The organism is Lapillicoccus jejuensis (genome assembly GCF_006715055.1).
Classification (GTDB): Bacteria; Actinomycetota; Actinomycetes; order Actinomycetales; family Dermatophilaceae; genus Lapillicoccus; species Lapillicoccus jejuensis.
In genome coordinates, this window is record NZ_VFMN01000001.1 from 1,686,917 (window position 1) to 1,705,185 (window position 18,269).

The window sequence follows — 18,269 nt, forward strand, 5'->3', positions numbered from 1 at the left end:
ACCCCGCCGTTGTGCTCCCAGCACAACGCTCGTACGACGCCCTGGAGGAGACCCGTGCGCCTCGAGGCCCTGGCCGCCGCCCTCGGGCCCGGGCTGGTCCGCGTCGTCGTCCCGCAGCCCGACGGTCCGGAGGTCGGTGACGTCACCGTCGTCGAGCCGGGGGAGGGCTGGTTCGGCAAGCCGGGCGACCTCGTCCTCGGCGTCGGCCTGCCCGACGACGCGGCGGCGGTCGACCTGCTCGCCGGGCTCGCGGCGGCCGGCCCCGCCGGCGTCGTCCTGCGCCGCTCGCTCGCCCGGTCGCGCACGGTCCGGGCGGCCGCCCGCCGGCACCGGCTCGCGCTGGCCGAGATCGCGCCGACCGCGTCGCTGGCCCACGTCCTCGGGCTGGTCCGCGGCCTGCTCGACCGGGCCACCGTCGCGGGGGAGCCCGGCGGGGTCGAGGACACGTCGTTCCAGGACCTCTTCACCCTCGCCGACGCGGTCGCCGCCGTCGTCGAGGCGCCGGTGACGATCGAGGACGCCGCCTCCCGGGTGCTCGCCTACTCCTCGCGCCAGGACGTCACCGACCCGGCCCGGATCGACACGATCGTCGGCCGCCGGGTGCCGCCCGCCCTCGTGGCGCACTTCCGCTCGCAGGGTCTGTTCCGTCGGCTGGCCCGCTCCGACGAGCCGTTCCTCGTCCCGCCCGGCCCGTCGCAGGAGCTGCCCCGCCTCGTCGTCCCCGTCCGCGCCGGTGGGGAGTGGCTCGGCTCGATCTGGGTCGTCACCTCGCGGATGCCGACGGCGCGGGTCCAGCGCGAGCTGCGCCAGGTCGCCGCCGTCCTCGCGATCCGCCTGCTGCGGCTGCGGGCCGAGACCGACCTGACCCGGCGGGTGACGGCCGACCGGCTGCGCGAGGTGCTCCAGGGCGACGACCCGCGCGCCGAGTGGCTGCCGCCCGGCCCGTGGCGGGTCGTCGCGCTGTCCCGCCCGGCCGACTCGCACGACGTCGCGTCGGACCTCGACGTCTGGGAGACCGTCTTCCGGCGCCAGCGCTGGCAGCGGCCGCTGCTCACCGACGACGGCGGGACGGCCTGGGCCGTCGTCACCGACGAGGACGGGGCGCCCGGCTCGTGGGGCTGGCTGCGCGAGGTGGTCGCGACCGAGACCGCCGCCGACCCCACCCTGCGGGTGCGCGCCTCCGAGCCCGTACGACGCCCCGCCGACCTGCCGCGCGCCCGCGCCGAGGCCGCCGAGCTCGCCGCCCTCGACCTGCCCGCCGCCGTCGCGGCGGTCGAGGGCTCCTGGGTCGACCTCGTCCTCGCCCGGGCGTCGGCCGCGGTGGGGGAACGCCGGCCGGCCGCCCTGGAGACGTTGACCGCGCACGACGAGCGCGAGGGGACGGCCTACCTGGCGACGCTGGCCGCCCACCTCGACCACCCCGCCGAGGCCGCCCGGGCGGCGGCCGCCCTGCACGTGCACCCCAACACGCTGCGCTACCGGCTGGCCCGGATCACCGAACTGGTCGGCGACCTGGGCACCGACGACCCGCGCACCCGCCTGGCGCTGCGGCTGCTGCTCGAGGCGGCGACGTCATCCTGAGGGCGGGTCGGTGAGGGCCTGCGCCAGCCGTCGCAGGTGGCGCTGCTCGGGAGTGCTCGTGGCCAGGTCGGCGGCGCGGACGAAGGCCTCGCGCGCCTCCTCCCGTCGCCCGGCCCGCTCGAGCAGGTGCGCGCGGACGGCGTGGACCCGGTGGCCGCGGCGCAGCGCCGGGTGCTCCACCAGCGGCTCGACCATGGCCAGCCCCGCCGTCGGGCCGTCGACCTCGGCGACCGCCACGGCGCGGTTGAGGGTGACGACGGGGCTCGGGGCCACGTCCGCCAGCATCGCGTAGAGCGCGGCGACCTGCGCCCAGTCGGTGTCCTGGGAAGAAGGTGCCTCCGCATGCACCGCCGCGATGGCCGCCTGCAGCTGGTACGCCCCCACCCGGCCCCGGGGCAGCACCTCCTCGACGAGAGCGAGGCCCTCGGCGACGAGCCCGGCGTCCCAGAGGCGGCGGTCCTGCTCGGCGAGCGGCACGAGGTCGCCGTACGGCGTCGTGCGGGCGCGGCGCCGCGCGTGGCTGAGGAGCATGAGCGCGAGCAGGCCCGTCACCTCGTCGTCCTCGGGCAGCCAGCGGTGCAGGTCGCGGGTCAGCCGGATCGCCTCCTGTGCCAGCGAGACGTCGGTCACCCGGTCGCCCGTCGTCGCCGCGTGACCCTCGGTGAAGACGAGGTAGAGGACCTGGGTGACGGCGGCCACCCGGTCGGGCAGCTCCGCGGCGGCGGGGGGCGCGAACGGCGCGTCGAGCTCCCGCAGCGTGGCCTTGGCCCGCGAGATCCGTTGCGCCATCGTCGTCTCCGGGACGAGCAGGGCCCGGGCGACCTGGGCGGTCGACAGCCCGGCGAGGACCCGCAGCGTGAGGGCGACCTGCGACGGTCGGGTGAGGGCGGGGTGGCAGCAGAGCAGGAGCAGCACGAGGCTGTCGTCGTGCGCAGAGCGGTCCGGGTGGTCCGCCGGCGGCGCGACGAGGTCCCCGCCGCGCGGGACGAGCCGGTCCTCGCGGGCGGCCCGGGCGGTGTCCGAGCGCCAGGCGTCGACGAGGCGCCGGGAGGCGACGCGGACCAGCCACGCCTTCGGGTCGTCGGGCAGGCCCTCCAGCGGCCACTGGCGGTCGGCGGCGAGCAGCGCCTCCTGCACGGCGTCCTCGGCGCGGTCGACGTCGCCGTACCGGCGCACGAGCGCGGCGGTGACCTGCGGCGCCACCCGGCGCCACAGGTCCTCCGGCGAGGCGGTGGGGCTCAGTCCTCCCCACCGCCCCACATCGCCGGGCGCAGCTCGATCGTGTCGCCGGCGCCGGCGAAGCGGCGCGCGACCTCCTCGGCGCGGGCCCGGTCGGCGACGTCGATGAGGAAGAACCCGGCCAGGTGCTCGGTGGTCTCGGCGTAGGGGCCCTCGCTGGCGACCGGCCCGTCGGCCCACCGGTAGACGGTGGACGCGGCCGGGGCCGCGAGCGCCTCGGCGGTGACCAGCTCGCCCGCCGCGTGCAGCTCCTCGAGGAAGGCGTCGAACTCGCGACCGCTGCGCTCCTTCTCCTCGCGCGGGATGGCCCGGCCCTGCTCGGTGAACTCGTGGGTGGGGTGGCCCCACGGGTCAGGGTTGGAGTGGATGAGGACGACGAACTTCACGGGGTGCTCCTGGGTCGGTGCGTCCGGCGGGGCCGGGCAGGGCCTGCGGTGATCCTGCACCGGGGACGTCGGAGCCGCCCGTCGCTCCTCGACACGTCCCTCACTCCACGCACCACCACGAGTCGAGCCGGGCGACGGCGGGCGCCTCGCGGCCGTCGCGCCGCACCCGGGCCACCCGCAGCAGCAGGGCCGCGATCCCGGCCGCCCCCTGCATCCACCCGACCCCGGGCGGCAGCAGCGGCGGCTCGGCCCGGTGCTCGACGAAGCGCCAGTAGGCGTCGTCGCCGTCGCGGACGGCGTGCTCGACGAGCGCGTCGGCGAGGACGACGACGAAGTCCAGCCACTCCTGCCGGCCCGTACGGCGCCACGCGTCGAGGAGGATGTCGGCCGTCCCCGCCGTGCCGCAGCAACGTCCGTCGTTGTCCCAGAATCCGGGGTGCAGCCGCTGCGGGATCCCCGAGGCGAGCGTCGAGCGCAGGGCCCGGTCGTGCCACTCGAGCGTCGGGCACCCGGCGACCTCCTCCACCCCCGCCCGGGCCAGCGCGACGAAGGCCCGCGACGTCCCCGGGGCGCCGTGGCACCAGTTCCACGTCACCGGGTCGCCGTGCCGCGGCGCCCACGGGACGACGCGGGGGACGACGAAGCCGTCGTCGGAGGTGTCGGCGAGCGCGACGAGCCGCTCGGCGCCGCGCCCCGCCAGGTCGAGCACGTCGTCGCGACCGAGGGCCTGCCCGGCGAGGGCGAGCACGCCCACGACCCCGGCCTGTCCGTGCGACCAGTTGGGCATGGCGAACGGCGTCGGGTCGACGCGGAACGCGTCGGGCACGAACGGCCACTCGACCCCACCCGGCGGCTCGTCGGTGCCGGTCGTGAAGCGCAGGACCGACGCCTGCCCGCGCTCGACGACCTCCCGGCCCTCCGGCACGCCGTGCCGCACCGCCCACAGCCCGGCGAGCACCCCGCACGCGGAGCCGAGGCTGGCGTCGACGACCACCGCGCCCGGCCGGAACCGCTCGGGGTCCGAGGCCCACGGCGCCGGCCAGCCGTCCTCGGTCCAGGTGGCGAGCAGCCGGTCGACGGCGGCCCGGGCCGCGTCCCGGTCGCCGGGGTCGAGGGCGAGGAGGACGTCGAGGTCGCTGGCCGTGCCGCCGAAGACGCTGACGTCGCGCGCGGCCGGCAGGTGCGCCCGTACGGCGTCGCCCACCTCGGCCGCCAGCACGGCCTCCTCGTCGCTCCACCCGCGACCGAGCCGCAGCTCGGCCAGCACGTGGGCGAGACCGCCGAGGCCGTCGTACGCGCCGACGCGCTCGTCGTCGTCCGCCTGGACCACCGGCTGGGCGCCCGTGTCCACGTCGACGTGCGGGGGCAGCCACGGGCCGCGGTCGTCGCGGAGGACCTGGAGCCGCACCCAGCGCCAGGCGGCCTCGGCGAGGTCGTCGTACACCTGCGGGTCGTGGGCCATGACGCATCGTGGCACCGCGGGTGGCGCCCGTGGCCGCTCCCGAGGACGGCATCCGGGCCGCGAGGTGAGAGGCTGGGGGCATGTCGCTCGAGGAGCAGCTGGGGATGCTGCGGCCGGCCTACGAGGTCGAGTCGCTCGTCCGTGCGGTGGTTGGGGCCCGGTCCGTCGAGACGGCGCGGCGGGGGGACTGCCTCAGCGTGAGCCGCCCGGGCGCCTCCGCCCCGGCGCTGCAGTGCTACCCCGCGGTGGTCTGCGTCTCGCTCGACCCCGCCCGCGCCCGGGAGGTCGCGAGCGCGTCGTACGTCGAGCGGGTCGAGAGCAAGGGCGTCGGCACCAGCTACGTGTGGGTGCCCGCCGCGCGGCTGCAGGCCGGCTTCGACGAGGCGCTCGGGCTCGCGCTCGAGGCGGTCGACCGCAAGGCCCGCGCCACCACGACGTCGACCCCGCGCCAGCGCACCGCCCGGGTCGCCGCCCCGGTCGTCCCCGAGAAGGTCCCGGAGGTCTGCCCGCGCTGCGGCGTCCAGATCTCCGCCGCGGGCACCTGCTTCTGCGACTGAACCCCGCGCGGAGGCTCACTCCTCCCAGAGGTTGTCGTGCTCGACCATGAACGCGTCCACCTCGTCGCGGGTCAGCCCGTCGAGCCCGCGCGCCAGGCCCTCGAAGTAGGCCTCGCGCGGAGCGCCGGGGGCGAAGTGCAGCAGCATCGACGCCGGGCCCGACTCGTTGCGGAACCCGTGCCGTCCACCCGGCGGCACGTGCGCCCAGTCACCCGGGCGGCACACGCGCCAGCCCCCGCCGTCGTAGATCGTCACCTCGCCCTCGAGGACGTAGAACGACTCCGCCAGGGTGCGGTGGAAGTGCGGTCCCGGTCCGCTCGGCGGCCCCGCGAACTCCCACCGGTAGAGCCCGAACAGCCCGCCCGTCCCGGCCCCGGTGGCCAGGTAGTGCACCCGGTTGCCGTTGGGGTGGACGAGGTCGGGCTCCGTGCCTCCCGAGCGCACGGTCGCGGACACGACGCCGTGGTCGCCGTGGAAGAGCGGGGGTGGGTACGACGTACCGTCCATGCCCCCAGCGCAGCACGCCCGGGCGCGCCGCGCGAGCCGGTTCCTCACCGCGGTCGAGGCGCACCGGCGAGGATGGGGCCGTGGTCGACTACCTCCAGGAGCTGCGGTTCGGGCTCTTCCCGTCCCCGGACGCGGCCGCCGCCGCGCGCACCCTCGAGCTGGCGCAGGTCGCCGAGGTCAGCGGGCTCGACCTGCTCACGGTGCAGGACCACCCGTACCAGAGCCGTCACCTCGACGCGCTGACCCTGCTGTCCGTCGTCGCCGCGCGGACGACGACCCTGCGGGTCGCGCTCAACGTCGCGAACCTGCCGCTGCGGCCGCCCGTCGTCCTCGCCCGCAGCACCGCCTCGCTCGACCTGCTCACCGGCGGCCGGGTCGAGCTCGGGCTCGGCGCGGGCGCCTTCTGGGACGGCGTCGTCGCGGCCGGGGGCGAACGGCGCACCCCGGGCGAGGCGGTGGACGCCCTCGAGGAGGGCATCGAGGTCGTCCGGGCGGTCTGGCAGGAGGGCGGCCCGGCCGTCCGGGTCGAGGGCCGCTTCCACCGCGTCGTCGGGCTGCACCCCGGACCGGCCCCGGCGCACCCCGTCGAGGTGTGGCTCGGCGCCTACGGCCCGCGGATGCTGCGCCTCACCGGACGGGTCGCCGACGGCTGGCTGCCGAGCATGGGGTACGCCGACCCCGACCGGCTCGGCGCGCTCACGGCCACCCTCGACGACGCGGCCAGGGCGGCAGGACGCGACCCCGCGTCGGTACGACGCCTCTACAACGTCATGGGGCGGCTCGGGGGCCGCGGTACGGGGCCGCGACTGCACGGGACCGCGGCCGACTGGGCCGAGCAGCTGGCCGCCCTCACCGAGGAGCACGGGATCAGCACGTTCGTCCTCGCGAGCGACGACGAGCGGACCGTGCGCGTCTTCGGCGAGGAGGTCGCCCCCGACGTGCGCGAGCGCGTGACCGCGCGCCGGGCGGGGGACGCGGGTGCGGCGACCCGGGGACGACCCGTCGTCGAGCTCGGCCCCGGGGCTCCTCCCCAGCCCCTCGCGGAGGGCGAGGGCGCCTGGGACGAGTCGACGCGGCCGCGCTTCCCGGCGCCCGAGGGGGCGTCGTACACCGCGGTGCAGCAGGCCCAGCCGGCCCACCTCGTCGAGGTGCACGACCACCTGCGCAGCGAGCTCGAGCAGCTGCGCGGGGTCATCGAGCAGGTCGAGGCGGGGCGGACCTCGGTCGGGCAGGCGCGCTCCGAGATCAGCCGGATGACGCTGCGGCAGAACGCGTGGACCCTCGGCGCCTACTGCGAGCAGTACTGCCGCGTGCTGACGACGCACCACACCATCGAGGACGTGAGCATGTTCCCGCGGCTGCGGCAGGTGCCCGGCGCCGCGCCCGTCCTCGACCGGCTCACCGCCGAGCACCACGTCATCCACGACCTGCTCGAGCGCGTCGACCGCGCCCTCGTCGGGCTCGTCACCGGCGGCGACGACGGGCTGCCGGGTGACACCGCGCCGCTGCGCGCGGTCGTCGACCTGCTCTCCGACGCCCTGCTCAGCCACCTGTCGTACGAGGAGCGCGAGCTCTACCACCCGCTCGCCCAGGTCGGCTTCCAGTAAGGACGACTTCTTGCTCCGGATGTGCCCGTCCCGGCCGGTCCGACACGGATTCCGGGCACATCCGGAGCAAGAAGTCGTCCCCTGGGGTGTCAGGGGTTGGCGGCGAGGAAGACGAAGGCCGCGAGCAGGGTGAGGTGCACGACCCCCTGCAGCCGGGTCGCGCGGCCGGGGACGACGGTGAGCGTCCCGACGACGACGGTCAGGCCGAGCAGCACGACCTGGGTCGGACCGAGCCCCAGCTGGAGCGGGACGTCGATGAACGGCGTCAGCAGCGCCAGCGTCGGGATGGTCAGGCCGATGCTGGCCATCGCCGACCCGAGTGCCAGGTTGAGGCTGATCTGGGTGCGGCGGCGGCGCGCCGCGTTGACGGCGGCCAGCGTCTCCGGGGCGAGGACGAGCAGCGCGATGACGACGCCGACGAAGGACTGCGGCAGGCCGGCCGAGCGGACCGCCGACTCGATGGCCGGCGACTCGACCTTGGCCAGCCCGACGACGGCGACGAGCGCGACGAGGAGCAGGACCAGGCTGCGCCGTACGGAGTCCCCGGGCGGGGCGTGGTGGTCGCCCTCCGCCCCGTCGTCGGAGCCACCCGCCCCCGAGCCCTCGAGGATGTTGCCGTGGCTGTCGACCGGCAGGAAGAAGTCACGGTGCCGGCGCGTCTGGGTGAGGACGAAGGCGACGTACAGCGTCAGGGAGGCGACGGCGGCGAAGGCGAGCTGCCCGGGGGTGAACTCCGGTCCCGCCGCGCCGGTGGTGAAGGTCGGCAGGACCAGGCACAGCGTCGCGACGGCGGTCACGGTCGCGAGGGCGCTGCCGGTCCCCTCCTTGTTGAAGACGACGAGCCCGTGGCGCAGGGAGCCGACGAGGATCGAGATGCCGACGATCCCGTTGACGGTGATCATCGTCGCCGCGAACACCGTGTCGCGGGCCAGCGTCGCAGCCCCCTCCTTGCCCGACACCATGAGCGTGACGATGAGCCCGACCTCGATGACGGTCACGGCCACCGCGAGGACGAGCGATCCGTAGGGCTCGCCGACCGCGTGCGCCACGACCTCCGCGTGGTGGACGGCCGCGAGGACGGCGGCCGCGAGCAGCGCCGCGACGACGACGACCGGCACCGGCCCGAGGTCGCGACCCCAGGTCAGCACGAGCGCGAGGAGGGCCAGCACCGGCCCCAGGGTGGTCCAGCGCAGGAGCGCGGAGCGGGTCACGGCGGCACCTTCTCTCGTCCGTCGGGCGGTGTCCCCACCCTTTCACGCCGGGCCGGCTCGGGCCGCTGTCGTCCGTCCCACGGAACAATCCGGGCCGGCCGTCGTGACGAACACCGGTCATGCTCGATCGACCCGAGAACCCCCTGCGCCCGGCCACCCGCCGCGGCTCCGCCGTGCCGTACGCCGTCGCCGGGGTCCTCGCCGCGGCCGCGGGCACCGCCGCCGGCCACCTCGTCGCCGGCCTCGTCGACCCCGCCACCTCCCCGGTGCTGGCCGTCGGCTCCACGCTCATCGACCTCACCCCCACCCCGGTCAAGGACTGGGCCATCGCCCACTTCGGGACGAACGACAAGCTCGTGCTGCTGACGTCGGTCGGCGTCGTCACCCTCGTCCTCGCCGCCGTCGCCGGGATCCTGTCGCGGCGCCGTCGAGCGGTGGGCGTCGGTCTCATCGTCCTGCTCGTCGTGCTCGCCGGCGCCGCGGCGCTCACCCGCCCCACCGCGGGCCCGCTCGATGCGCTGCCCGCGCTGGCGACCCTCGTCGTCGGGATCGCCGCGCTGCTCCTGCTGCTCCGCGAGGCCGACCGGGCCACGGCCCCGGCGTCCACGAGCGGGACCAGCCGCCGTGGCTTCCTCCTCGGCGCGGGCGGCGTCACCCTCGGCGCCCTGGTCCTCGGCGGCGTCGGGCAGCGGCTCGGCTCTCGGACCGTCGACCCCTCCAAGGTCGCCCTGCCGACGCCGCAGAGCGCGGCGACCCCGCTGCCGACCGGTCTGGAGAAGACGGTTCCCGGGATCTCATCGTTCCGGACCCCGACCGCGTCGTTCTACCGCGTCGACACCAACCTCACCGTCCCGCAGGTCTCGACCGCGGGCTGGTCGCTCGCGGTCGACGGCGACGTCGGCAACCCGTTCACGCTCTCCTTCGACGAGCTGCTCGCGATGCCGATGATCGAGCGCGACATCACGATGACCTGCGTGTCCAACGAGGTCGGGGGCGGCTACATCGGCGCCGCCACCTGGCAGGGCGTGCGCCTGACCGACCTGCTCGACCGCGCGAAGGTCGGGAGCACAGCCGACCAGATCCTGTCGACCGCTGTCGACGGGTTCACCATCAGCACCCCGCTCGACGTCGCCCGCGACGGGCGCGACGCGATGGTCGCCGTCGCGATGAACGGTGCTCCGCTCACCGACGTCCACGGCTTCCCCGCCCGGCTCATCACCCCCGGCCTCTACGGGTTCGTCGGCGCGACGAAGTGGTTGACCAGGCTGACGCTGACGACGTACGCCGCGCAGCAGGCCTACTGGACCAAGCGGCAGTGGGCGACCGACGCCCCCATCAAGATCTCCAGCCGCATCGACACCCCGCGCGGGCTGCAGTCCATCCCCGCCGGGCGCACCGTCATCGGGGGCGTCGCCTGGGCGCAGCACCGTGGCGTCAAGGGCGTCGAGGTGCAGGTCGACGGGGGTGACTGGCAGCCGGCGAAGCTCGGGCCGGACGCCGGCGTGGACTACTGGCGGCAGTGGTACCTGCCGTGGGACGCGACGTCAGGGCAGCACACCCTCGCCGTGCGCGCCACCGACCTGCAGGGCCAGGTGCAGACCGCCGACCGCGCCACGCCGTTCCCCTCGGGGTCCAGCGGCATCCAGTCGATCGTGGTCCTCGTCTCCTGACGCTCCTCGGCGAGGCCCGTCCGCCCCGGTGACCCGATGGTCACCGGGGCGGATCGCGTTCGCAGCCCTCACGATCCGTGATCCGCGTCTCCCAGGAGTCTCGGCGCTGTTACCGAACGGTGATGCGCCGCAACAGGATCCGTCCCATCCGCCGGCCCGCCGGCGCCGAAGACCTCATGACCGTCGACCGAGACAGGTCGACGCACGACCCCCCATGAAGCACCATCACAAGGAGTTCCCGATCATGCAGATCCGTCGCAAGACCGCCGCCCTGGCCCTCGTCGCCGCTCTCCCGCTGGGCCTCGCCGCCTGCGGGTCGAACAGCTCGAGCGACACCTCCGCCGGGTCGCAGCCGTCGTCGAGCATGAGCAGCTCGGCCCCGATGACCACCCCGTCCGACTCGATGACCTCCTCGGGCTCCGGCATGGACATGGCCTCGCAGCCCTTCGGCTCCGCCTGCAGCGCCGTCCCGGCCTCCGGCTCGGGCTCGTTCAGCGGCATGGCCGCCGACCCGGTCGCCACCGCCGCGAGCAACAACCCGGTCCTGTCGACCCTCGTCACCGCCGTCAAGACCGCCGGCCTCGTCGACACCCTCAACTCGCAGCAGGCCATCACCGTCTTCGCCCCGGCCAACGACGCCTTCGCGAAGATCCCGGCCGCGACCCTCAAGTCGGTCCTCGCCGACAAGGCCACGCTGACCAAGATCCTCACCTACCACGTCGTGGCCGGGAAGATCAGCCCCGACCAGCTCGCCGGCACCCACAAGACGCTCGAGGGCCAGGACCTGACCGTCAAGGGCTCGGGCGAGGCCTTCACCGTCGGCTCCAGCAACGCCAACGTCATCTGCGGCAACGTCCAGACCGCCAACGCCACCGTCTACATCATCGACGGTGTCCTCATGCCGCCGGCCGCCTGACCGATCCAGACCGGTGAGCGCAGCGGTGGCCACCGGGCCATCGCGCCGGACAGATCAGCAAGGGATCACGACAATGGACTCCATGGCTGAGCTGCACGCGGTCCCCTCCGACCCGTCGGAGGGGACCGCCCCCGGTCCGGACACCCAGGCGGACGACTTCGCCGCCTGGCTGGACCGGTCCGGCCTGGGCGACGAGGGCGCCTTCGCGGAGCTGTACGACGCGCTGTCCCGCCGCCTCTACGGACTCGTTCTGCGAGTCGTCCGCGACCCTGCGCAGTCGGAGGAGGTGACCCAGGAGGCGTTTCTCGAGATCTGGCGGACCGCGTCGCGGTTCGACAGGACCCGAGGGAGCGCGCTGGGGTGGATGATGACGATCGCGCACCGCAAGGCGGTGGACCGGGTACGGTCCGCCGAGGCGGCCAGCCGCCGCGACACGCAGTACCACGAGTCCAGCCAGGACGTCGACTTCGACAGCACCGCCGAGGCCGCCCACACCTCGCTGGACGTCGAGCGGGTGCGCAAGGCGCTCGCGAGCCTCACCGATGCGCAGCGCAGTGCCCTGGAGCTGGCGTACTTCGGGGGGTACACCCATTCCGAGGTGGCCACCATGCTGGGGCTGCCGCTCGGCACCGCCAAGACCCGCATCCGTGATGGACTCATCCGGTTGCGAGACACTCTGGGGATCACCTCATGACCACCTCACAGATGGACACCATCGTGGACGACTCCGTGCACGCCCTCACCGGGGCCTACGCCGTCGACGCCGTGGACGACGTCGAGCGCGCGCGGTTCGAGCGGCACCTCGAGCAGTGCGCCGACTGCCGCGCCGAGGTCGCCAGCCTCAAGGCGGCGGCCGCCGAGCTGGGCCTGCTCGCCGAGGTCACGCCGCCCGAGCGGCTGCGCGACCAGGTGCTGGCCGACATCCGCACCGTCCGCCCGCTACCCCCCGAGGTGGAGAAGGAGGCCGCGCGACGCGTCGTCGGGATCTCCGGCGCCTCCCGGGAGAGCCGCCGTCGTCCCGCACGGCCCACCCGGTGGCTCATCGGGGCCGCGGCCGCCGCCGTCCTGGCGGTCGGGGCCGGCACGCTGGTCACGCAGCTGCGCGGCTCGGACGTCACCGGGGACCAGACCGTCGCCAGCAGGGTCCTCGCCGACCCGCAGGCGGTGCGTCGCACCCAGGACTTCCCCGGCGGCGCGTCGGCCGAGGTCGTCTCCTCGGCCGCGACGGGTCGAGCGGTCGTCGTCCTGCACGACATGCCCGACGCCCCGGCCGGCAAGGTCTACCAGACGTGGTTCCAGGACGGCGACGGGTTCCGCAGCGCTGGCGTGGTGCCAGGCGCCGGCAGCCAGACCGTCGTGCTCGACGGGGACGCCCGACAGGCCCAGGCCGTCGGGATCACCGTGGAGCCCACGGGAGGATCGGCCCAGCCGACGTCCAAGCCCATCGCCCTGATGTCGCTCACCTGATCGGTGCGCTCCCGGGTCGGTCCGCCTCCGGCGCCCGTCACCGCTAGCCTCCGACGCAACCATCCCCCGCCCGGCGGGCCCCCGTGGCCGCGCCGTCCCCCGGCCGCCCGGCCACGTCCCCCGAGGATCCTCGATGTCGTCGTCCCTGCTCCCGCGCCCTGCGCGCCGTGTCGCCGTCGTCGGCAGCGGTGTCGCCGGCCTGGTGGCGGCCCACGTCCTGGCCCGCGAGTCCCACGTGCTGCTGCTCGAGGCGGACACCCGGCTCGGCGGTCACGCCGACACGCACGAGGTCGACCTGGGCGACCGGACGGTGCGCGTCGACACCGGGTTCATCGTCCACAACGACCGGACCTACCCGACCCTCCTGCGGCTCTTCGCGGAGCTGGGCGTCGCGACGCAGGACTCCGACATGAGCATGTCCGTCCGCGACGACGCCGCCGGGCTGGAGTACGCCGGCGCGCGCCGGGCCCGAGGGCTGTTCCCCACCTGGCGCAACGCCACCAATGCGTCGTACCTGCGCATGCTCGTCGAGGTCAAGCGGTTCCACCGCGCGGCCTCCGCGCTGCTGGCGCAGCCGGAGACCTCCGACGCGGGCCTGGAGACCCTCGGCGACTTCGCCGACCGCGTGGGGTTCTCGGCCTACTTCCGCACCCACTTCCTCGAGCCCGTCGTCGCCGCGGTCTGGTCGTGCGACCCGGCGGTCGCGCTGCGCTACCCGGCGCGCTACCTCTTCGCCTTCCTCGACCACCACGGGATGCTCACCGTCTTCGGGTCGCCAACCTGGCGCACCGTCGTCGGCGGCTCGGCCCGCTACGTCGAGAAGGTCGCGGCCGGGATCCAGGAGGTGCGCACCGCCTCGCCCGTCTCGTCGGTCCACGAGGGCCCGGACGGCGTCGTCGTGACGAGCGCCACCGGCACCGACACCGTCGACGCCGTCGTCCTCGCCACCCACCCGTCCGCGGCGCTGGCCATGCTCGCCGACCCGACCGCCCTCCAGCGACAGGTCCTCGGCGCGCTCCCCTACAGCCGCAACACCGCGCTGCTGCACACGGACGAGTCCGTCCTGCCGCGGCACGCCGGCGCGCGCGCCTCGTGGAACTACTGGCAGCGCCCGGCCGGGGCCGAGACCGGTCGTGTCCTGGTCACCTACGACCTCACCCGCCTCATGCGTCTGGACACCACCGGTCCGCGCGTCACGGACCGTCGCTTCCTCGTCACGCTCGGTGGAGAGGACCTCGTCGATAGGTCGCTCGTCATCGACGAGATGGACTACGAGCACCCTCTGTACACGCCCGAGTCGGTCGCGGCCCAGCGCCGGCTGCCCGAGATCGCGTCCGACCGCATCGCCTTCGCCGGCGCCTACCACGGCTGGGGCTTCCACGAGGACGGCGCCCTGTCCGGCCTGCGCGCCGCGGAGCACCTCGGAGCGTCGTGGGACCGGCCGCGCGTCGCCGCGCCCCTGACGGCGGCGACCACGTGACGGCGATCTACGCGACGACGATCCGGCACGTGCGCCGCGAGCCGGTACGGCACGACTTCACGACCCGCAGCTACACCTGGCTGGTCGACGTCGACGACCTGCCGGGGCGGCGCACCCTCGGCCGCCTCGCGCCGCTGGCGGCCTTCGAGGCCCGCGACCACTTCACCGCCGGGACCGGCGACAGCCTGCGGGCCAAGGTCGACGCGTTCCTCGCCACCGAGGGCGTGGACCTGCGCGGCGGCCGGGTGCTCATGCTCGCCCAGGCCCGTGTCCTCGGCTACGTCTTCAACCCCATCTCGGTCTTCTGGTGCCACCGCCACGACGGCGGGCTCGAGTGCGTCGTCGTCGAGGTGCACAACACGTACGGCGACCGCCACGCCTACCTCGTGCGCACCGACGAGCGCGGCCGCGCCCAGGCCGGCAAGGAGCTGTACGTCAGCCCCTTCAACGACGTGGACGGGCACTACGACCTCGTCCTGCCCGAGCCGGACCCCGCGCCCGGCGGGCGGCTGCGGATGAGCGTCGTCCTGCAGCGCGAGGGGCGCCCGCCCTTCGTCGCGACGATGTCCGGCCGCGCCCTGACCCCCACCCGCGCCCGCGTCCTGCGGACCGCGCTGACCCGTCCCCTGGAGCCGCTCGCCGTCATGGCGAGGATCAAGGCCCAGGGCATCCACCTCTGGCTGCGCCGGCTCCCGGTGCGACCGCGACCCGTCCACCGACAGGAGGCCGTCCAGTGACCGCCCTCGCCCCGCTGCCCACCGCCCCGGTCATCGACCGCAGCCGCTGGCCCGACCTCGTCACCGCCCCCGGCCGGCTCAAGCGCGCCGTGCACGCGAGGGTGGCTGCCCAGCTCTTCGACCGGGTGGCCGCCCGGTTCCCGGTCCGGGTCGAGTGGCCCGACGGGCGCGTGACCGGCGGCGGCGCCGCCGACCCCGCCGCGCCCACGATGTGGCTGCGCGCCCCGGAGCGCTTCTTCGCCCGGGTGGGCGACGCCGCCCTCGTCGGCTTCGGCGAGTCCTACATGGCCGGCGAGTGGGACTCGCCCGACCTCGGCGCCTTCCTCGCGGTCCTCGCCGCCGAGATGGGGACCCTCGTCCCGGAGCCCCTGCAGCGGCTGCGCGCGTTCTACGTCGCCCACCAGCCGCACCGCGAGAAGAACAGCGTGGCCAACACCCGCTCGAACATCTCGCGGCACTACGACCTCAGCAACGAGCTCTTCGAGGCCTTCCTCGACGAGACGATGACCTACTCCTCGGCGCTGTTCGACGCGCCGGAGCGCGGGATCGCCGCCGAGGGGGGCGAGCGCGCCCAGGCCGTCGGGGCGCCGTACGGCGTCGCGTGGGACGACCTCGCCGAGGGTCAGCGTCGCAAGGTCGACCGGCTCCTCGACCTCGCCGGGGTCGGCGAGGGCAGCCGGGTGCTGGAGATCGGCACCGGGTGGGGCGAGCTCGGAATCCGCGCCGCGGCGCGCGGCGCGACCGTCCGCAGCATCACCCTCTCGAGCGAGCAGCAGGCGCTGGCCCGCGAGCGCATCGCCGCCGCCGGCCACGCCGACCGCGTCCAGGTGGACCTGCTCGACTACCGGCTCGTCGACGGCGAGTACGACGCCGTCGTCTCCGTCGAGATGATCGAGGCCGTGGGCCACCAGTACTGGGGCACCTACTTCGAGACGATCGACCGCGTCCTCGCCCCCGGCGGCAAGGTCGCCCTCCAGGCGATCACGATGCCGCACGACCGGATGCTCGCCACCCGCGACACCTACACGTGGGTGCACAAGTACATCTTCCCGGGAGGCTTCCTGCCCTCGACCCGGGCGATCGACGACATCACCCGCGGGCGCACGTCGCTGCGGATGACCGACCGCCTGTCGATGGGGCAGCACTACGCGCAGACGCTGCGGCTGTGGGACGAGCGCTTCGTCGCGCGCGCCGCGCAGGTCGACGGGCTCGGCTTCGACGCCGTCTTCCGGCGGATGTGGCACTTCTACCTCGAGTACTCCCGCGCCGGCTTCGCCAGCGGGTACCTCGACGTCCAGCAGATCCAGCTCCAGCGAGAGGCGCGCGCATGACCGCCGTCGACGACCGACCGACCACGACCGCCGCCGGTACGGCGCCGCGACCCGGCGTCGCTCAGGCCCTCGCCCGTGCGCTCGAGCCGCTGGCCGGGGGCGAGCTGCCCGTGCACCTCACCGCCTGGGACGGCTCGAGCGCCGGCCCCGTCGACGCGCCGCACGTCGTCCTGCGCAGCCCCGACGCGCTGCGCCGGATCCTCTGGCACCCGGGCGAGCTCGGCGCCGCCCAGGCCTACGTCACCGGCGAGCTCGACGTCGAGGGCGACCTCGGCGAGGCCCTCACCCACGTGTGGCAGGTCGCGGCGCAGCGGGGGCTGTCCGGCATCCGCCCGACCCCGTCGCTCCTGGCGTCGGTGGTCCGCACGGCCAAGGAGGTCGGCGCCCTGGGGACGCCGCCGCCCGCCCCCGCCAGCCAGGCCAAGCTCTCGGGCCGGCTGCACTCGGCGCTGCGCGACCGGCAGGCCATCCACCACCACTACGACCTCAGCAACGACTTCTACGCGCTCATCCTCGACCCGCAGATGGCCTACTCCTGCGGCTACTGGACCAGCGACGACCCGTCGTACGGCGTCGTCGACGCGCAGCGCGACAAGCTCGACCTGGTCTGCCGCAAGATCGGCCTCGAGCCGGGCATGCGCTTCCTCGACGTCGGCTGCGGCTGGGGCTCGCTGAGCCTGCACGCGGCCGAGCACTTCGGCGCGCAGGTCACCGGCGTGACCATCGCCAAGGAGCAGAAGGCGTTCATCGACGCCCGGATCCGCGAGCGCGGGCTCGAGGACAAGGTCGAGATCCGGCTGCAGGACTACCGCGACGTGCGCGACGGCGACTTCGGCGCCGTCGCCTCGCTCGAGATGGGCGAGCACGTCGGCGAGAAGAACTACCGCACGTACGTCGAGGTGCTGCGGCGCAACGTCGTCCCCGGCGGGCGCGTCCTCGTCCAGCAGATGTCACGGCGCGGTCGTCACCCGGGCGGTGGCCCCTTCATCGAGTCGTTCATCGCGCCCGACATGACGATGCGCCCGGTGGGGGAGACGGTCGAGCTCATCGAGTCCGGCGGGCTCGAGGTCCGCGACGTCCACGCGATGCGCGAGCACTACGTCCGGACGGTCGACGCCTGGCACGACACCTTCGAGGCCAACTGGGACACCGTGGTCGGGATGGTCGGCGATGAGGTCGCGCGGGTCTGGCGGCTCTACCTCGTCGGCGGCTCGATGGCCTTCCGCGACGGGCGGATGGGCGTCGACCAGATCCTCGCCGTCCGCAACGACGGGGCGGGCCGCAACGCCCTCCCGTGGGTGCGACCGGCGTCCTGGTCCTAGAGACTTCAGGGGTGTTCTCCTTCGGCAACCTCGTCCTCGTCAGCGCGGTCTCGCTGGTCGGCATCGCGCTGGCCATGGTCGTCACCGCGCTGGTCGGCCAGCGTCTGGGCAAGGTCAGCGTGGTCGACACGACGTGGGGCCTCGCCTTCGTCGTCGTCGCCCTCGTCGCGGCGCTGCTCGGGCAGGGGCCGGGCTGGCGCCGGCTGCTGCTGCTCGTCCTCGTCGCGGCGTGGGGCGGGCGGCTGGCCTGGCACATCACCGGCAAGAACCGCGGCAAGCCCGAGGACCCGCGCTACGAGAAGATGAAGCAGGGCAAGAGCCAGCTGCGGGTGATGGCGATGGTCTACGGCCTGCAGGGCGCGCTCGTCTGGTTCATCTCGCTGCCGCTGCAGGTGTCGGCGGCGGCCGGCGACGGGATTCCTGTCGTGGCCGTCCTCGGCGTCCTGGTCTGGCTCGTCGGGGTCGTCTTCGAGGCGACCGGCGACGCCCAGCTCAAGGCGTTCAAGGCCGACTCGTCCAACAAGGGCAAGATCATGGACCGCGGCCTGTGGGCCTGGACGCGGCACCCGAACTACTTCGGCGACTTCTGCGTGTGGGTCGGGCTGTGGCTCGTCGCCGCGTCCGCGTGGCCGGGGGTCCTGACGGTGCTCTCGCCCGTCGTCATGGGCTACTTCCTCGCCATCGGCTCCGGCGGCCGGCTGCTCGAGAAGGAGATGAGCAAGCGCCCCGGTTACCGCGAGTACATGGACAGGACGAGCTTCTTCTTCCCCACCCCGCCCAAGCGCGCCTGACCCCC

General features: G+C 74.7%; 17 protein-coding genes. 12 read left to right on the forward strand and 5 right to left on the reverse strand.

The genetic code is table 11. The features are described 5' to 3' along the window. Window positions 1-54: 54 nt before the first annotated feature. Entirely contained in the window at window positions 55-1,581 is a 1,527-nt protein-coding gene (locus FB458_RS08060; RefSeq protein ID WP_141848042.1) for a helix-turn-helix domain-containing protein, read from the forward strand. Here FB458_RS08060 and FB458_RS08065 read toward each other — a convergent pair. The 3 genes from FB458_RS08065 to FB458_RS08075 all read right to left on the reverse strand — a co-directional run bounded on the left by FB458_RS08065 (window position 1,573) and on the right by FB458_RS08075 (window position 4,668). After that, a complete protein-coding gene (locus tag FB458_RS08065) occupies window positions 1,573-2,784 on the reverse strand; it encodes an RNA polymerase sigma factor (protein WP_246061117.1) in 1,212 nt (403 codons plus the stop codon). The genes FB458_RS08060 and FB458_RS08065 overlap by 9 nt on opposite strands. A gap of 35 nt (window positions 2,785-2,819) precedes the next feature. Next, on the reverse strand, window positions 2,820-3,206 hold the full coding sequence (locus FB458_RS08070) for a YciI family protein (protein WP_141848043.1): 387 nt from the start codon (window positions 3,204-3,206) through the stop codon (window positions 2,820-2,822). A 100-nt stretch (window positions 3,207-3,306) separates the two neighbouring features. Continuing rightward, a complete protein-coding gene (locus FB458_RS08075) occupies window positions 3,307-4,668 on the reverse strand; it encodes a lanthionine synthetase LanC family protein (protein ID WP_141848044.1) in 1,362 nt (453 codons plus the stop codon). Window positions 4,669-4,748: 80 nt separating this feature from the next. Between FB458_RS08075 and FB458_RS08080 the strand changes: the two genes are divergently transcribed. Beyond that, window positions 4,749-5,225 carry a hypothetical protein gene (locus tag FB458_RS08080; protein ID WP_141848045.1) on the forward strand — a complete coding sequence of 159 codons (477 nt, stop codon included), beginning with the start codon at window positions 4,749-4,751 and terminating at the stop codon, window positions 5,223-5,225. Between the two features lie 15 nt (window positions 5,226-5,240). On the opposite strand, the gene FB458_RS08085 is transcribed toward FB458_RS08080, so the two are convergent. Continuing rightward, complete coding sequence (locus FB458_RS08085; RefSeq protein ID WP_141848046.1) at window positions 5,241-5,732, reverse strand: cupin domain-containing protein; 492 nt, start codon at window positions 5,730-5,732, stop codon at window positions 5,241-5,243. A gap of 80 nt (window positions 5,733-5,812) precedes the next feature. Here FB458_RS08085 and FB458_RS08090 point away from each other — a divergent pair, with 80 nt between their 5' ends. Next, window positions 5,813-7,339 (forward strand): LLM class flavin-dependent oxidoreductase, encoded by a 1,527-nt coding sequence (locus FB458_RS08090; RefSeq protein ID WP_141848047.1) that lies wholly within the window; start codon window positions 5,813-5,815, stop codon window positions 7,337-7,339. A gap of 89 nt (window positions 7,340-7,428) precedes the next feature. Here FB458_RS08090 and FB458_RS08095 read toward each other — a convergent pair whose 3' ends face one another. Then, entirely contained in the window at window positions 7,429-8,550 is a 1,122-nt protein-coding gene (locus FB458_RS08095; protein WP_141848048.1) for a calcium:cation antiporter, read from the reverse strand. Window positions 8,551-8,669: 119 nt separating this feature from the next. Here FB458_RS08095 and FB458_RS08100 point away from each other — a divergent pair, with 119 nt between their 5' ends. The 9 genes from FB458_RS08100 (at window position 8,670) to FB458_RS08140 (ending at window position 18,264) form a co-directional block, all read left to right on the forward strand. Further along, the gene (locus FB458_RS08100) at window positions 8,670-10,220 is read left to right on the forward strand and encodes a molybdopterin-dependent oxidoreductase (protein WP_141848049.1); all 1,551 of its coding nucleotides are present in this window, start codon (window positions 8,670-8,672) and stop codon (window positions 10,218-10,220) included. Window positions 10,221-10,434: 214 nt separating this feature from the next. After that, on the forward strand, window positions 10,435-11,136 hold the full coding sequence (locus FB458_RS08105) for a fasciclin domain-containing protein (RefSeq protein WP_246061118.1): 702 nt from the start codon (window positions 10,435-10,437) through the stop codon (window positions 11,134-11,136). A 73-nt stretch (window positions 11,137-11,209) separates the two neighbouring features. Then, a complete protein-coding gene (gene sigK / locus FB458_RS08110; protein ID WP_425460874.1) occupies window positions 11,210-11,830 on the forward strand; it encodes an ECF RNA polymerase sigma factor SigK in 621 nt (206 codons plus the stop codon). Next, the gene (locus tag FB458_RS08115) at window positions 11,827-12,603 is read left to right on the forward strand and encodes an anti-sigma factor (RefSeq protein WP_246061119.1); all 777 of its coding nucleotides are present in this window, start codon (window positions 11,827-11,829) and stop codon (window positions 12,601-12,603) included. The genes sigK and FB458_RS08115 overlap by 4 nt, the downstream gene beginning before the upstream one ends. Before the next feature lie 133 nt (window positions 12,604-12,736). Continuing rightward, on the forward strand, window positions 12,737-14,083 hold the full coding sequence (locus FB458_RS08120; RefSeq protein WP_141848051.1) for an NAD(P)/FAD-dependent oxidoreductase: 1,347 nt from the start codon (window positions 12,737-12,739) through the stop codon (window positions 14,081-14,083). Next, window positions 14,080-14,820, forward strand: coding sequence for a DUF1365 domain-containing protein (locus FB458_RS08125; RefSeq protein WP_141848052.1), 741 nt, complete (start codon window positions 14,080-14,082; stop codon window positions 14,818-14,820). Before FB458_RS08120 ends, FB458_RS08125 begins: the two co-directional genes overlap by 4 nt. Next, window positions 14,817-16,151, forward strand: a complete 1,335-nt coding sequence (locus tag FB458_RS08130; protein WP_246061120.1) for an SAM-dependent methyltransferase — start codon at window positions 14,817-14,819, stop codon at window positions 16,149-16,151. The genes FB458_RS08125 and FB458_RS08130 overlap by 4 nt, the downstream gene beginning before the upstream one ends. Then, window positions 16,148-17,473 carry a class I SAM-dependent methyltransferase gene (locus FB458_RS08135; protein WP_141848053.1) on the forward strand — a complete coding sequence of 442 codons (1,326 nt, stop codon included), beginning with the start codon at window positions 16,148-16,150 and terminating at the stop codon, window positions 17,471-17,473. Before FB458_RS08130 ends, FB458_RS08135 begins: the two co-directional genes overlap by 4 nt. Before the next feature lie 11 nt (window positions 17,474-17,484). After that, window positions 17,485-18,264: a DUF1295 domain-containing protein gene (locus tag FB458_RS08140; RefSeq protein WP_246061121.1), complete on the forward strand. Its 780-nt coding sequence runs from the start codon at window positions 17,485-17,487 to the stop codon at window positions 18,262-18,264. Window positions 18,265-18,269: the final 5 nt, after the last annotated feature.

What these genes read in the sequence shown, in the direction of transcription:
- sigK (WP_425460874.1), top strand. Translation starts at nt 11,210, where the DNA reads ATGGACTCCATGGCTGAGCTGCACGCGGTCCCCTCCGACCCGTCGGAG.
- FB458_RS08075 (WP_141848044.1), bottom strand. Translation starts at nt 4,668, where the DNA reads ATGGCCCACGACCCGCAGGTGTACGACGACCTCGCCGAGGCCGCCTGG.
- FB458_RS08100 (WP_141848049.1), top strand. Translation starts at nt 8,670, where the DNA reads ATGCTCGATCGACCCGAGAACCCCCTGCGCCCGGCCACCCGCCGCGGC.
- FB458_RS08115 (WP_246061119.1), top strand. Translation starts at nt 11,827, where the DNA reads ATGACCACCTCACAGATGGACACCATCGTGGACGACTCCGTGCACGCC.
- FB458_RS08080 (WP_141848045.1), top strand. Translation starts at nt 4,749, where the DNA reads ATGTCGCTCGAGGAGCAGCTGGGGATGCTGCGGCCGGCCTACGAGGTC.
- FB458_RS08135 (WP_141848053.1), top strand. Translation starts at nt 16,148, where the DNA reads ATGACCGCCGTCGACGACCGACCGACCACGACCGCCGCCGGTACGGCG.
- FB458_RS08120 (WP_141848051.1), top strand. Translation starts at nt 12,737, where the DNA reads ATGTCGTCGTCCCTGCTCCCGCGCCCTGCGCGCCGTGTCGCCGTCGTC.
- FB458_RS08105 (WP_246061118.1), top strand. Translation starts at nt 10,435, where the DNA reads ATGAAGCACCATCACAAGGAGTTCCCGATCATGCAGATCCGTCGCAAG.
- FB458_RS08085 (WP_141848046.1), bottom strand. Translation starts at nt 5,732, where the DNA reads ATGGACGGTACGTCGTACCCACCCCCGCTCTTCCACGGCGACCACGGC.